At 34.0% G+C, this 15755-nt stretch carries 12 protein-coding genes (1 of these 12 running past the window's edge); 10 read left to right on the top strand and 2 right to left on the bottom strand.

The annotated features are described in order from the left end of the window. The first annotated feature begins 17 nt into the window (after nucleotides 1–17). Together H4O20_RS01340 and H4O20_RS01335 are read left to right on the top strand one after the other, a co-directional pair. Complete coding sequence (locus H4O20_RS01340; protein WP_185098042.1) at nucleotides 18–1085, top strand: PorV/PorQ family protein; 1068 nt, start codon at nucleotides 18–20, stop codon at nucleotides 1083–1085. 50 nt (nucleotides 1086–1135) lie between these two features. Beyond that, nucleotides 1136–2314, top strand: coding sequence for a DUF4105 domain-containing protein (locus H4O20_RS01335; protein ID WP_185098041.1), 1179 nt, complete (start codon nucleotides 1136–1138; stop codon nucleotides 2312–2314). Between the two features lie 24 nt (nucleotides 2315–2338). On the opposite strand, the gene H4O20_RS01330 is transcribed toward H4O20_RS01335, so the two are convergent. Both H4O20_RS01330 and H4O20_RS01325 read right to left on the bottom strand, forming a co-directional pair. Next, nucleotides 2339–3625 (bottom strand): glycosyltransferase family 4 protein, encoded by a 1287-nt coding sequence (locus H4O20_RS01330; RefSeq protein ID WP_185098040.1) that lies wholly within the window; start codon nucleotides 3623–3625, stop codon nucleotides 2339–2341. Then, nucleotides 3626–6061 carry a YfhO family protein gene (locus tag H4O20_RS01325; protein ID WP_139856433.1) on the bottom strand — a complete coding sequence of 812 codons (2436 nt, stop codon included), beginning with the start codon at nucleotides 6059–6061 and terminating at the stop codon, nucleotides 3626–3628. A gap of 232 nt (nucleotides 6062–6293) precedes the next feature. Between H4O20_RS01325 and H4O20_RS01320 the strand changes: the two genes are divergently transcribed. The 8 genes from H4O20_RS01320 to murQ form a co-directional block, all read left to right on the top strand. Beyond that, nucleotides 6294–7067, top strand: coding sequence for an O-methyltransferase (locus H4O20_RS01320; protein WP_139856432.1), 774 nt, complete (start codon nucleotides 6294–6296; stop codon nucleotides 7065–7067). Between the two features lie 116 nt (nucleotides 7068–7183). Continuing rightward, nucleotides 7184–7888 carry an ABC transporter ATP-binding protein gene (locus tag H4O20_RS01315; protein ID WP_139856431.1) on the top strand — a complete coding sequence of 235 codons (705 nt, stop codon included), beginning with the start codon at nucleotides 7184–7186 and terminating at the stop codon, nucleotides 7886–7888. Nucleotides 7889–7907: 19 nt separating this feature from the next. Beyond that, nucleotides 7908–8078 carry a hypothetical protein gene (locus tag H4O20_RS01310; RefSeq protein WP_185098039.1) on the top strand — a complete coding sequence of 57 codons (171 nt, stop codon included), beginning with the start codon at nucleotides 7908–7910 and terminating at the stop codon, nucleotides 8076–8078. Between the two features lie 502 nt (nucleotides 8079–8580). Next, nucleotides 8581–8931, top strand: a complete 351-nt coding sequence (gene rplS / locus H4O20_RS01305) for a 50S ribosomal protein L19 (RefSeq protein ID WP_139856429.1) — start codon at nucleotides 8581–8583, stop codon at nucleotides 8929–8931. A gap of 705 nt (nucleotides 8932–9636) precedes the next feature. Beyond that, entirely contained in the window at nucleotides 9637–11865 is a 2229-nt protein-coding gene (locus H4O20_RS01300; RefSeq protein WP_185098038.1) for an NADP-dependent isocitrate dehydrogenase, read from the top strand. 65 nt (nucleotides 11866–11930) lie between these two features. Continuing rightward, nucleotides 11931–14291 carry a TonB-dependent receptor gene (locus H4O20_RS01295; protein WP_185098037.1) on the top strand — a complete coding sequence of 787 codons (2361 nt, stop codon included), beginning with the start codon at nucleotides 11931–11933 and terminating at the stop codon, nucleotides 14289–14291. A 4-nt stretch (nucleotides 14292–14295) separates the two neighbouring features. Next, entirely contained in the window at nucleotides 14296–15096 is an 801-nt protein-coding gene (locus tag H4O20_RS01290; RefSeq protein WP_185098036.1) for a DUF4249 domain-containing protein, read from the top strand. 26 nt (nucleotides 15097–15122) lie between these two features. After that, a protein-coding gene (gene murQ / locus H4O20_RS01285; RefSeq protein ID WP_185098035.1) for an N-acetylmuramic acid 6-phosphate etherase crosses the window boundary here: on the top strand, nucleotides 15123–15755 show its 5' portion. The gene runs 183 nt beyond the window's last position; only the first 633 of its 816 coding nucleotides appear in the window; the start codon lies at nucleotides 15123–15125; its stop codon lies off the right edge, out of view.

Below are 15755 nucleotides of genomic sequence, written 5' to 3'. Positions count from 1 at the left end.
TGCCCAAATTTCCAGGCTTGAAAGATAGATTATTCCTACTTATCGTACTTATTTCGGTTTTTGCCCAAGCTCAAACCGCACGTAAATATTCCAACGAATTCATGAACATTGGTGTAGATGCTGCTGCATTTGGTATGGCCAACGCTGTGGTAGCTTCATCTAGCGACGTAAATTCTGGATATTGGAACCCCGCTGGATTAGTAAACCTCGAAGACAAACAGCTATCCTTAATGCACGCATCGTACTTTGCAAACATCGCAAATTACGATTACGCAGCCTTTGCAATGCCGCTAGACGATAGAAGTGCTGTAGCACTTTCTGCTATTCGTTTTGGAGTTGACGACATCTTAAACACCACTCAGCTTATTGACGATGAAGGTAATATAAGATACGATCGAATTAGTAAATTCTCTACAGCAGATTATGGGTTTACATTTTCGTACGCTAGAAGACTCCCTTTAGATGGTCTTAACTATGGTATTAATACTAAAGTGATTAGAAGAGTTATAGGTGACTTTGCATCATCTTGGGGATTTGGATTGGATGCAGCTGTACAGTTTAGAACTGAAAACTGGATGTTTGGAATTATGGCTCGAGATATTACTACAACTTTTAACGCTTGGAGCATAGACGAAGAAAAGTTTGCTGAAATACAAGGAGCCGTAGAAGGTCAAAATCAAGAGTTACCTGAAACCACCGAAATTACTATCCCAAAACTTCAATTAGGGCTAGCTAGAAAATTTATTTATCGTCACGACTTTTCTCTTTTAGCTGAAGTAGATTTAAATTTCAGATTTGCTGAAACAAACGATATTATCTCTACTTCATTTGCAAGTATTACCCCCTCTTTAGGACTTGAATTCGCCTATATTGACATGGTTTATGTTCGAGGTGGAGTTGGTAATTTTCAAAATATTAAACAACTTGATAATTCTGACGCTGTAGGATTTCAGCCTAATATTGGCGTTGGATTTAGATATAAAGGTATACAAGTAGATTACGCATTAACTGATATTGGTGACCAAAGTGCGGCACTGTATTCAAATGTTTTCTCGCTGAAATTAGATTGGGAAATTTTTAGATAATAAAATTGAACTTTTAATAAGATATTTATAAAGCATATAATCGTTTATAAGTGGTGAAAAATTACATAGTATTACTTCTTTTATTTTTTTCGGTTTCAGCAAATGCACAGTTTGCGCAATTATCTGAAGCTTCCGAAATAAGTATTATCACAATTGGTCCCGGAGCTGAACTTTACGACAAGTTTGGACATAGCGCTTTTAGGATTCAAGATAGTATCAACGGAATGGATGTGGTGTTTAACTACGGTGAATACGATTTTAACACGCCGAATTTCTACCTTAAATTCGCTCAAGGTAAATTACTTTATCAACTAGGCGTAGATTATTACAAAAACTTCTATCCTCGTTATGTAGCGCAAAATCGATGGATGAAAGAGCAAGTTCTAAACCTTACGCATTCTGAAAAACAAGAACTCTCCGACTTTCTATGGAATAATGCGCGTCCTGAAAATAAAAAATACAAATACGACTTCTTTTATGACAACTGCGCCACTAAAATGCGCGATGTTGTTTGGACAGTACTCGGAAAGCAATTGGAGTTTAATGACGATCATATCACCGAAGAACTAACTTTTAGGCAATTAATTCAGCTAAACCTTGAAGCAAATTCTTGGGGAAGTTTAGGAATAGACACAGCTCTTGGTGCTATAATAGACACAAAAGCAAAGCCGATTGAATATCAGTTCCTACCGGAATATGTATTCCAAGGAGCCGCTAACGCATATATTAATAGAAATGGAGAAAAAGTTTCATTGGTTAAAACAACCAACACTTTATACAAAAACACTCCTACCCCACCCCAAAGTAATTTCTTTTTAAGTCCACTATTTATTTTAGGACTTATTGGAGCTTTAATCGTTTTTATAACCTACAGAGACTTTAAAACAAATAAACGAAGCCGCTACTTAGACTTAATTATTTTTCTATCTACAGGTATTATAGGAATTCTCCTTTTCCTTCTTTGGTTTGCTACAGACCATAGTGCGACTGCCAATAACTACAATTTGTTGTGGGCTTTTCCTATTTCAATTTTCGTAATTGTAGCGGTTGCAAAAAAGGATATTTCTCCAAATATGAAGCGTTATTTTATGCTTTTATTAGTGCTTTTAAGCCTACTAACCCTTCATTGGATTACAGGCGTACAAGTTTTTGCAATTGGCCTATTGCCATTGCTAATTGCTTTGGCAATTCGCTATATATTTTTAGTGTACTACGTAGGAAAGAAATAGAAAGTTGAACTAAAAAGATGTAAATTATAAGCTAACATCTTTTATCAAAGCCGACATCTGTTTTGTAAGTTGCTTGCGACTAAACCTATCAACTCCTTCGGAAGCAACTTGTAAATCACCTGTCTTATACTGTTTATAAAGTCGGAGAATTTCATTTTTTAATTCCTTGTCTTCAGAGTAATCAAAAAATCTTCCAGATTTTGTTTCATCCACAATCGCTTCTATATCACTTTTATTTGGCCCTAAAGCAATAATTGGACGCTTTGCAGCTAAGTATTCAAAGAGTTTTCCAGGAATTATGGCTCGAGTTTCAGCGCTATTTATTTCAACTAAGAGTAGTACTTGACTTTCATTTTGCAGTTTTAAAGCTTCAGAATGTGATACATACCCTAAAAATTTGCTGTTTTCATCTAGATTAAACTCAGATAGACTTTCTTTTACTTCATCACTAACTGCACCAGCAAATTTCAGTTCTAAATCCTTCTTAAAAGAAGTGTTTTTCTTACATATTTCAGCAAGTATATACCATAGATTTTTTGGATTTCGCTCACTTAATAAAGAACCAATATGAGAAATAGTAAACTTTAAATCTCGGTTGTAGTTCACCTCTTCCGTTATGTCGAAACCATTTGTAATTACTTCAATTGGTTTGTTTGTAATTTCCTGAAATTCTTTTTTAGTGGTGGGGCTCGTAACGGTTACAACATCGGCAGTATTTAGCACAGCAGCTTCCAATGCTTTGTGCTTTTTTTCTGAAGTTTTATTTAACCGAAGTGATTTGTGGTAATGTATCGTTGTCCAAGGATCGCGAAAATCTGCAATCCATTTTACATTTAATTCTTTCTTAAGCTGCTTCCCAATTAAGTGAAGACTATGTGGTGGCCCTGTGGTGATAACAACATCTACAGCATTGTTCTCGAGGTAATCTGATAAATATTTTACCGAAGGTTTCACCCATCCTACTCTAGCATCGGGAATAAAAAAATTACCGCGCACATACAGCATTAACTTTTCAATTGCAGAAGAATCTTTTTTAGGGATAATTCCACTGCTCATCTGCTTAGTTTTCTTTTTTGAAAAGAATTTAGCAAATCGATATGGTTCCTTAATAGGATGTTTTATAATCTCAACATTTGAAGGTATCTCAGAAGAGAAATTTTCATCGACTAATGGATAATTCGGATTTTCCGGGATATAAACAATTGGCTCTACGCCAAATTCTTTAAAATACTTCACGAATTTTAACCAACGCTGAACACCTGGGCCGCCTGCTGGAGGCCAATAATATGTAACTATAAGAGCACGTTTCATTTACTCCTTAATTTCCTTTTTCCGAAATGTAAAATACAACCCGCTTAATAAAATTAATAGAAGAATGATACTACTTATTGTGGATATAGTACTACCAGTCTGAATTACCTTAGGCTCAAATTTGAATTCAATCTTATTATTACCTTCAGGTACAATCATAGCTCTTAAAACATAATTTGCTCTAAAATATTCTGCAGGTTTCCCGTTGATATAAACATTCCATCCTTTAGGATAATAAACTTCCGAAAATATCCCTAGTTGTTCTGTTTTGGTTGAAGCTTCATACACTAAGTGATTTGGTTTATAGCTTACAAGTTCAATAGAAGCTGTACTATCTCTAGCTACATTTTTAGCAGGTATTTTGGAAAGGAATTCCTGGTTGACTACAGCAGTCTTTTTAGTATCTAAACTATCTAAAAGTCGAATTTCCTGATCTGCATTTTCTGCCGGTTGTACGTTATCTACAAACCAAGCATTTCCATTTGCATAAGGATTTCGTTGCGCTACCGGTCCTCCATTTTTATTCTGTGCAATGATGTAACGAACATTCATCATATTCAGAATCCCAATATTTCCTTGGCTGATATAAAACTCAAACAAATCTTGAATTCTTCCAGGCTTTGCAGCGTGATATCCTCCTAATGCCTTGTGATAAAAGCTTGCACGTGCACTGTTGAATGCATTTGTAGTAGCATCATAAACCCTGAAATGACCATCGTCTTCTAAGATTTGAATATCAGCTCCATTTTTCTGAAATGGTTCTTCAACCAATCTAGCTTGAACAAAATCATCCTCGTTTACATATCGTCTATCAACGCCAACTAAATCAACTAACACTAAAACGCAAAGTCCTGCAATTGCAATTCCTTTTTTCAAAGTTCCTTTCATAAAAAACCAAAGAACTGCAGCCGATAAAATCACAAATATTAATGATCGGATAGCATCAGAAGTAAAAAGCGACATTCTATCTTCACGAATTGCTTCTAAAAATGGTAGTCCCATTTCCTCCCTAAAGTAACTATCATATGGACTTGCAAAATCAAAAAGTGTCGATTTAAAAAGAATAAATATCAAAGTAAGGCCTCCTACAATTCCTGTAGAATACAACAATGCTTTTTTCTTTTCCTTCTCCCTTTCAAAATTATTGAAGAATTGGTGAAGCCCAATTACCGCAAGAATAGGAATTATAAGTTCTAGTATTACTTGAATAGAAGAAACGGCTCTAAACTTATTGTAAAGCGGCACGTAATCTATAAAGAACTCGGTGAGCCCACTAAAATTCTTACCCCATGAAAGTAGTAAGATTAAAATAAAAGCAGAAACAGACCACCATTTTAATCTACCTCTAACTAAAAACAGAGCCAATACGGCAAGAAATATCATAATTGCACCAATATATGCAGGTGCACCAACAAACGATTGATCTCCCCAATACATAGGTATCTGACTTAAAACTTGATTTGCTTCTTGAGGTGAAGCGCCCATGCGCAGTAAGACTTCAACAGTTTTTGAATCTTCAGGGAAATCTTCAGTAGAACTTCCTCCCATAAAGCGAGGGATAAATAAGTTGAAGCTTTCAAGCTTTCCGTAGCTGTATTCCGTTATATAGTCGTAATCTAAACCAGTCTTATTGTCTTTTGGAGTACCATTTGCATTAATAGTTAATTCCGATTTTCCACGAGTTGAAGTGTCGGCATATTCTTTTGTTGCTAGAATATTAGTTGCATTTAAACCAATGGCTATTATAACCGAAATACACATTAACCCAACAGCTTTGAAGAAATGAGATAATTCTTTCTTTTTATATGCATCAATTAAATATACGATGCCTATAATTACTACTAAGAGCATTAAATAATATGTCATTTGGAAGTGATTTGCAGTCAACTCCAATCCCATCGCAACTGTTAAAAGCAAAAATCCCCAAAGATATTTTCGTTGAAAAGTGAGAAATATTCCGCTTAACACCAATGGCATATAAGCAATCGCATGTGCTTTAGCATTATGCCCAACCCCCAATATTATTATTAAATACGTTGAAAACCCAAAGGCTAAAGCTCCTAGGAAAGCAAGTTTGTAATCTACTTTCAACACAAGGAAAAGAATATACATTCCTATAAAGTATAGGAATAGATAATCTGCTGGTCTCGGTAAAAAACGAATAGCAAGATCTAATTCTTTTATGTAGTTATTCGGGTATTTTGCACCAAGCTGATAGGTAGGCATCCCACCAAAAGCAGCGTCTGTCCAAAAAGTTTCTTCCCCTGTATTTTTTCGAAAATCATTTTGCTGTTTTGCCATCCCAGTATATTGAACAATATCACTTTGGAATATTTTTTTACCTTGTAAAACCGGGTTAAAATAGGCCAAGGAAGCAACTATGAATAACACGAAAACAACTAAATGTGGAAGTAACTTTTTGTAGTTAAACTGCATAATAAGGCATGTATAATTTGAATCGGGGAAATTAGCAAAAAAATATCATTAATCTATGGCAATAAGCGAGAGTATGAAGCAAAAACAACAGCCATTTTTAATCTTGAAATAAATCTTCTTCAAGAAAATTTGGCGCAATGCCACGGTTAGAATTACTTTGTAGCCTAGATTAAATTTGAAAAAATCTACCAATTCACTTAAACAGAAACTTAATTCGGATTATTTTTCCACAATGATTCACCAATCAAAAAGCTATCTTGAGTTTTTAAGACGTTCTAAGAACAAGCACGGGGTTCACTCCCCCTTTGTGTTCAACCTTATTACGAAATGTTTTAATGATAAAACTAAACATCCTGAATACAAGATTTTAAAGCAGTATAAAAAAACTTTAAAACAAGATAAGTCCGAAATCAACATGACAGATTTCGGTCAAGGCTCAAGAGTTTTTAAAGGAACAAGCAGGAAAACTTCAAGAGTAGCAAAGCAAGCTGGAATGAAATTGAAACGCCAAAAGCTTTTATTTCGCCTAGCTTCCTATTTAGAAACTATAAATAATTTAGAACTAGGAACCTCATTAGGAATTAGCACAGCAGCCTTAGCTTTAGGCACCAAAAAAGGAAAAGTTTTAACTGTTGAAGGTTGCCCAAACACTGCTAAAAAAGCCGAAGGTTTATTTGAAGAATTTAATTTGAATAATATTCAACTTGAGCAAAACACTTTTATTGATTTTTTATCAACTCCTTCTCAAGATAAATACGACTTAATTTTTATTGATGGTGATCATAATGGGGAACGCACTTTAAAGTATTTTGAAAAGTTATTAGCTTTTACACATAATGACACTGTAATTGTTTTTGATGATATTTATTGGAGTAAAGGGATGACCGAAGCTTGGGAAAAAATTATAAAGAATGAAAAGGTTACCGTAAGTATCGACACCTTTCAATGGGGATTAGTGTTTTTTAGAAAAGAACAGCTTAAGCAACATTTTGTAATTAGAGTATAAAATAGACTCACTAAAGCTCGCTCAAAACATTTAAAAACAGAAGTTGTAACAGATATCTTAACTTTGCGTCCTATAGTCGGGATAAACATAGCTCCTAAATCTAGAACTAATAAAATATGAGTTTAGTAATTAAAATTCGAAATATAACTAGAGATTTTCCTTTAGGATCAGAAACCGTAAAAGTTTTAAAAGGAATAGATTTAGACATAGAACGTGGTGAATACGTAGCGTTAATGGGACCATCTGGTTCTGGAAAATCTACATTAATGAATTTACTTGGATGTTTAGACACTCCTACTTCTGGAAGCTACGAGCTTAACGGAAAAGACGTTAGCAGTATGAGTGATGATGAACTTGCCGAAATCCGAAATAAAGAAATTGGCTTTGTATTTCAAACTTTTAACTTACTACCTAGAACAACTGCCCTTGAAAATGTAGCCTTGCCAATGATATATGCAGGAGCATCAAAAGCAGCACGTACCGAAAGGGCTAAAGAAGTGCTTACCAATGTAGGCTTAGCAGACAGAATGGACCACAAACCTAATCAGCTTTCTGGTGGACAACGACAAAGAGTTGCTGTTGGAAGAGCATTAGTAAATAGACCTTCTATTATTCTTGCTGATGAACCAACAGGAAATTTGGATTCTAAAACATCTGTGGAAATAATGAATCTTTTTAATGAAATTCACAAAGCAGGAAACACTGTTATACTAGTTACTCACGAAGAAGATATTGCCGATAATGCGCATAGAATTATTAGGCTTCGTGACGGAAAAGTGGAAAGCGACACTAGGAAAGAAGTTATAACAGAGCAGATATAATTTATTAAATATTACAAATATGATTGATCTTTCAAATCCTATCGTATTAATTGTTGGCGGTGTTATTTTACTTGCATTGCTATATTTCTGGAATAAGAGCAACGCTTCTAAACTGCGTAATCGCAGAAATAAATCCTTCAGAAGCAATTATTACCAACGTAAAAAGGAACGAGAAAAAGAAAAGGAATAGGTGATTCTACAATATAAAAAATTCCTAAATCCTGATTTGCTGGAATAGTAAATTTGCAGCTTAATAGTCCATTGTTCCGAACCATTAAGTTGTTGGCCATTTATACTTCTCCTATAATTGGAATACCCTCCTCAATAACTGGGGGTACAGAAGTAATTTGATTACAAGAGCTGTAAACGGAGACAGATTTAAATCTAATAAAAGCGCTTTAGAATTGTTAAAAGTTGAACGTCTCCAAAGGTTACTTAGGAGCTTTGTCTTTCCATGTACCAACATTATATGAGGATTGTTGAGCATCTGCCTGCCAAATTATAGCAAAGAAAAATTACTAGAGTTTTTTTTTGATGACTTAACTCACTATAAATACTAATTAAAGATATTTGTTTTAAACTCAAAAAAACTTGTCACATATTATAAATTGCTTATTTTTGCACCCACTTAATTCAACCTCTGGCGAAAACCGCGAATGTTGTTTTAAATTAAACCCTATCAATTTAACAAAATGGAAGAGTTAATTAAATTTGTTGAAGACGAATTTGTTACAAAAAACGAATTTCCTGAATTCGGAGCTGGAGACACTATTACTGTGTACTACGAAATCCGTGAAGGTGAAAAAACAAGAACTCAGTTTTTTAGAGGTGTTGTAATCCAAGTAAAAGGAACTGGAACTACAAAAACTTTTACAATCCGTAAAATGAGTGGAACTATTGGTGTAGAGCGTATTTTCCCAATCAATATGCCAGCACTTCAAAAAATCGAGGTTAATAAAAGAGGTAGCGTGCGTAGAGCTCGTATTTACTACTTTAGAGGTCTTACTGGAAGAAAAGCCCGTATCAAAGAAAAGCGTTCATAAGGTATTCTTTGTTGAAAACTCTCAAAAGCCCTGTTTTAACAGGGCTTTTTTTATGAACAATTGTTAACAACTGTTGTTCGTAAACAGTGGATTTTTAATGAGTTATAAATTATTACAATACCGATAAAGAGTCCTATATTAGCAATATCAAATAAAGTTTAAAAACTTTTTATTGATATAAAGTAACGTTCTTTTACACTATTCTTTTCTAATTTAGTATAAAGCTATCAACCTTAATGGATGTTTAGTTTTTAAATTTTAAAAGAGTAACTGAAAACACTTTATTAGCTTTTTTTAATTGTTTGAAGTATTCACGATCTTTAGATTATTAGTACTTAGATTAAAAAAAGTGTTGGGTAAGTTTTAAAATTTAAATTGACCTTCGGGGAAATTAAAATAGCAAAACGAAACCCGTGTAAGTAAACTACAACTGCAAGAATATAATAACCTTGCTTATAATATACCATAGAGTATATTGGTTGGTAAAAGTTTACATACAAGGAGCCATATCATTAGTATTTATACTTTGATATGGCTTTTCTTGTTTTTGGAAACCTTCTTTTTTACTCAATATTAAAGGTGGATTTTAAATCTTTGCAAATCCTTAACTTTTAAACTACTATACTCTCTTTTAAAACCCCCACCAAATAGCTATATTTGCATTCCGAAAATTTTAGATATTTATTTCTTATAAAAAACATTTCAATGACAAATTCTTCAAAAATTATATACACCAAAACTGATGAAGCACCGGCTTTGGCAACACACTCGTTTTTACCAATAGTTGAAGCATTCACTTCTCCAGCAAATATAGAAATGGAAAGTCGCGACATTTCATTAGCTGCTCGAATTCTAGCTGTATTTCCAGAAGCTCTTACTGAAGAGCAACGTGTAAGTGATGATCTTGCTTATTTGGGAAAACTTGCCAAATCTCCGGAGGCCAACATTATTAAACTTCCAAATATCAGTGCTTCTATTCCACAATTAACAGAAGCAATTGAAGAATTACAGAAGAAAGGATTTGACATTCCAAATTATCCTGAAGACCCACAAAATTCAGAAGAAAAAGAAATAAAAGCAAAATACGACAAAGTAAAGGGAAGTGCTGTAAACCCAGTTCTTCGTGAGGGTAATAGCGACAGACGTGCTCCTAAAGCCGTAAAGAACTATGCTAAAAAACACCCGCACAGCATGGGTGCTTGGAGCAGTGACAGCAAAAGCCACGTTGCAACAATGCAAGAAGGTGACTTCTTTCACAATGAAAAATCGCTAACCTTAGCTTCAGACGATACTTTAAAAATTGTATTGGTTGAAAACGACGGTAATAAAACTGTCTTAAAAGAAAACTTAAAAGTTTTAAAAGACGAAATCATCGATGCAACGGTGATGAGCAAAAAAGCTTTAATTTCATTCTTAGAAGCTCAAGTTGAAGATGCAAAAGCGAAAAACGTTCTGTTTTCTGTGCATTTAAAAGCTACCATGATGAAGGTAAGCGACCCTATTATTTTCGGGTATGCTGTAAAAGTTTACTTTAAAGACCTTTTCGAAAAGCACGCTCAAACTTTTAAAGAGTTAGGTATCGATGCAAACAATGGTCTTGGAGATCTAGAAAATAAACTTTCAGAATTAGCTACAGATAAGAAAAACGAGATTCTTAACGATATTAAAAATATAATCGACACGAATCCTGATTTGGCAATGGTAAACAGTGACAAGGGAATTACAAACCTTCACGTTCCTAGCGATGTTATTATAGACGCATCTATGCCAGCTATGATTCGTAACTCTGGTAAAATGTGGGGTCCCGATGGAAAAAGCCACGATACTAAAGCGGTAATCCCTGATAGTAGTTACGCAGGTGTTTATCAATCTACTATAGATTTCTGTAAAAAACATGGTGCATTCGATCCTACTACAATGGGAACAGTACCAAATGTTGGATTAATGGCTCAAAAAGCTGAAGAGTACGGAAGTCACGACAAAACTTTTGAAATTCCTGCAAATGGAAAAGTTCAAGTTATAAATAACTCCGGTGAGGTAATTATCGAACACACTGTTGAAGAAGGTGATATTTGGAGAATGTGTCAAGTAAAAGATTTACCAATTCAAGATTGGATTAAATTAGCAGTTTCTCGTGCTAGTGCAACTGGAAGTCCTGCTGTTTTCTGGCTAGATGAAAATCGTGCACACGATGCTGAATTAATTAAAAAAGTAAATACTTACCTACCAAATCACGATACTGAAGGTTTAGAAATAAAAATTCTTTCTCCAGAAAAAGCAACTGAATATACTCTAGAGCGCGTGAAAGCTGGTGAAGATACTATTTCAGTAACTGGAAACGTATTACGTGATTATTTAACAGACCTTTTCCCTATTTTAGAATTAGGAACTAGTGCTAAAATGCTTTCTATCGTTCCTTTAATGAACGGAGGAGGATTATTTGAAACTGGAGCTGGAGGTTCTGCACCTAAACACGTTGACCAATTTTTAGAAGAAAACCATTTACGTTGGGATTCTCTAGGAGAGTTTTTAGCTTTAGCTGTATCTTTAGAACATCTTGGAAGTAAGAATGACAATCATAAAGCAATAGTTTTAGCTGAATCTTTAGATGAAGCAACTGAAAAATATTTAGACAATAGTAAGTCTCCTTCACGTAAGGTTAAGGAAATTGACAATCGCGGAAGTCACTTCTATTTAGCTATGTATTGGGCAGAAGCACTTTCTAAGCAAGATAAGGACCAAGAATTAAAAGATATATTCACTCCAATTGCTGAACAATTAAAAGAAAACGAGAACAAAATTAATGAAGAATTGACAATGGTTCAAGGGCATTTAGTTGATATAGGTGGTTATTACGAGCCAACTGAAAAATTAGTATTTGAAGCTATGCGACCAAGCAAAACTTTTAATAATATACTTTCAAAAATAAATTAAGATTATAAAACGTTATAAAACCTTCAGCATTGCTGGAGGTTTTTTTATAACTAATAATATTTCAATTGAAAAAAATACTCGTATTCTTATTTTTTTTTACAAGTGTTGTAATCTTTTCTCAAGAAAAATTTACACTTAGTGGGACTGTTTCACAAGCAAGTTCTGGCGAAACACTTTTTGGAGTAAACGTTATTATTCCCGAATTACAAACAGGAACGGTAACTAATCAATATGGATTTTATTCAATTACACTTCCTAAAGGGAATTATAATGTTACCTATAGCAATATAGGGTTCGCATCCCAAACTATTGATGTTGCTCTTTCAGAAAACATAAAGTTAGACTTAGAACTTGCTACAGATACTGAAAACTTAGATGAAGTGGTTATTAAAGCAAATGCAGAAAACTTAAGTGTTCGCAGTTCTCAAATGAGCGCAAACACTCTTTCATCTGGAACAATTAAAAAAATCCCAGTGGTTCTAGGTGAAGTTGACGTTATAAAAGCCATTACATTACTTCCTGGAGTTACCAGTGCGGGTGAAGGAGCTAGCGGTTTTAATGTTAGAGGTGGTGCGTCTGATCAAAATTTAATACTATTAGACGAAGCTACCATTTATAATTCCTCACATTTATTTGGTTTCTTTTCTGTCTTCAATCCAGATGCTATTAAAGACCTTACATTGTATAAAGGGGGAATTCCTGCTCGATATGGAGGAAGAGCATCTTCAGTTTTAGATATTTATCAAAAAGATGGTAATAGACGAGAATATCACGCAAGTGGAGGAATTGGTTTAGTTGCAAGCAGATTATTATTAGAAGGCCCAATAAAAAAAGATAAAGCTTCTTTTTTGATTGGAGGCAGAAGTAGTTATGCACACTTATTTCTTCCGTTATTTGATAACGATAACATTGCCTACTTCTACGATCTAAATACAAAACTAAGCTATAATATAAACGACAATAATCGTCTTTTCCTATCCGGATATTTTGGAAGAGATGTTTTTGAAATTTCAGATAGTTTTACAAATAACTTTGGAAACACAACTTTAAATCTTCGTTGGAATCACCTTTACTCCGATAAGTTGTTTTCAAATTTATCTTTAATCTACTCAGATTATTATTACGGCCTAGCGCTGAAATTTGTTGAATTCGATTTTGATAGTGGTATTCGTAATTTCAACTTAAAATACGATTTCACGCATTATATATCAAATAATATTGATTTGCGTTACGGACTAAATAGTATTTACTACAAGTTTAATCCAGGAGATGTAAATCCAACCACTGAAGATTCAGGAATTAATCCTTTTAAGCTAACCGATAAATACGCATGGGAGAACGCGGCTTACGTGGATGCTAAAATAGATTTTTCCGATAAAATTTCAGTTCAGGCTGGACTTCGACTATCTACATTTAATCGTTTAGGACAAGATGAATTGTTTCTTTATGAAAACAACAATCCTTTAAATTACGATTCTAATCTTAAAATATACCGAAAAGCAAAACCTATCGATACAGTATCATATAGCAGAAGTGAAACTATTAAATCATTCATAAACTTAGAACCTCGATTTTCTATTTCCTATTTATTAAATGAAAATTCTTCTATAAAGGCGAGTTACAACAGGATGTCGCAATATATTCACCTTATAAGTAACACTACCTCTCCTACTCCTTTTGATATTTATGCACCAAGTGGAAAGTATATTGACCCACAATTGGCAGATCAGGTGGCTTTGGGATATTTCAGAAATTTTAAAAATTATTCTTTAGAGATTGAAACATTTTATAAGGAAGTAAAAAACAGACTAGACTATATAGATGATGCCGATTTAATTGCAAATAATGCCATTGAGCAAATTTTATTAAACGGGGAAGCAAGAGCTTATGGATTAGAGGTCTTATTCAAAAAAACAACTGGTAGGTTTCAAGGTTGGCTAGCTTATACATTGTCTAAAAGTGAACAAAGAACACCTGGGCGTACGGAATTTGAAAGCGGTATAAATAATGGTAAATGGTATAATAGTCCTTGGGATAAATCGCATGATATATCGGTTACAGGACAATATGAACTTTCAAAAAAATGGTCTTTTGGTGCCAATTTTATTTTCCAAACAGGGATACCAACCACTTATCCGGAAGGACAATATGTATATAACGGAATGGTTGTTCCAGTTTACGAAGCCCGTAATAGTAGTCGTCTATCTCCGTTTCATCGTTTAGATCTATCAGCCACTTGGACTCCAAAACCTGAAAGTACAAAACGCTGGAAAGGCGAATGGGTGTTTAGCCTCTATAACGCTTACAATCGTAAAAATGCAGCGTCTATTAGATTTAGCGAAAATACAGATATCGGAAAAAATGAAGCGGTTAGACTATCTATATTTGGTATAATTCCGTCAGTTACTTATAATTTTAAATTTTAATACTATGAAGAAAATATATTTATTAGTTTTTTTCTTCGGAATTCTTACTTCTTGTCAAGATGTTATAGAAGTTGAACTTAATGACGCTCCTCCCCGATTAGTTATAGAAGCCAATATTAATATTCTAGAAGATGGCTCTTCATTAAATAGTTTGGTGAAACTTACAACTACAGCTCCATTTTTTGATAATGTTGTCCCTATAGTTGAAGATGCAATTGTTCTAATTACTGATGAAAATGGCGTTGAATATCCGTTTGAATACCGCGGTGAAGGACTTTATCAAGGAACTTTTCTACCACAAGAAGACATAGACTATTCCCTTAAAATAATTTACGACGACGAAGTTTATACAGCTACAACACAACTTCAAACAACAGCTACCTTAGAATATGTTAATCAGCGTGACGATGGAGGTTTTAGTGGAGAGGATATCGAACTAAAAGTCTTTTTTAATGATCCTATTAACGAAGAGAATTTTTATTATTTTACCGGAATTACAGAAAAAGGGACTGTACGTAGCGTTTACAACGATGAGTTTTCTAACGGAAATTTAAATTTTGGATATTTTGTAGTAGAAGATTTAGCTCCTGGAGATAGTGTTATTTTTAATCTTTATGGTGTTGATGAAGACTTTTATAATTATATGTTTGTTCTTTTACAACAAATCGGTGGAGGAAGCGGTCCGTTTGACACGCAACCAGCGACTGTAAGAGGAAACATAATTAATGAAACAAATCCTGAAAACTATCCGCTAGGATATTTTAGAATATCTGAAGTATCGATACTCAATTTTATAGTTCAATAAAATTAATATTAGCCTTAACTTTATAGATGAATTTTTTAAAAACCACTGAATCAGATTCAAAATACAATCATTTAGAAAAAATGAGTGTGCAAGAACTGCTTCAAAATATAAATAATGAAGACAAAACAGTAGCTTTTTCTGTTGAGAAAGCGCTACCTGAAATAGAAACTTTAACCGAAAAGATAGTTGAAAAATTAAATACTGGTGGTAGATTATTCTATATTGGAGCAGGAACAAGCGGTAGATTAGGAATTGTAGATGCAAGTGAGTGTCCTCCTACCTTTGGAGTATCTCCAGATTTGGTTATTGGGTTAATCGCGGGAGGAGATTCAGCCATACGTAACGCTGTTGAGTTTGCTGAAGATTCTGAAAACCAGGGATGGGAAGATCTTAAAAAAGAAAATATTACCGAAAAGGATATTGTAATTGGTATCGCTGCTTCTGGTACAACACCTTATGTAATTGGTGCCTTAGAGAAGTGTAATATAAATAATATTGCTACAGGTTGCATCACTTGTAATGAAGGAAGTCCTTTAGCCTTAACTGCACAATTTCCAGTAGTTGTTACTGTAGGTCCAGAATTTGTTACAGGAAGTTCACGTATGAAGGCTGGTACAGCCCAGAAACTTGTTTTAAACATGATATCAACTACTACAATG

This window comes from Aequorivita sp. 609 (genome assembly GCF_014212065.1).
In the GTDB taxonomy this organism is placed as follows: Bacteria; Bacteroidota; Bacteroidia; order Flavobacteriales; family Flavobacteriaceae; genus Aequorivita; species Aequorivita sinensis.
Note: the sequence above shows the minus strand (reverse complement) of the source record. Positions and strands in the feature narration are given on the sequence as shown.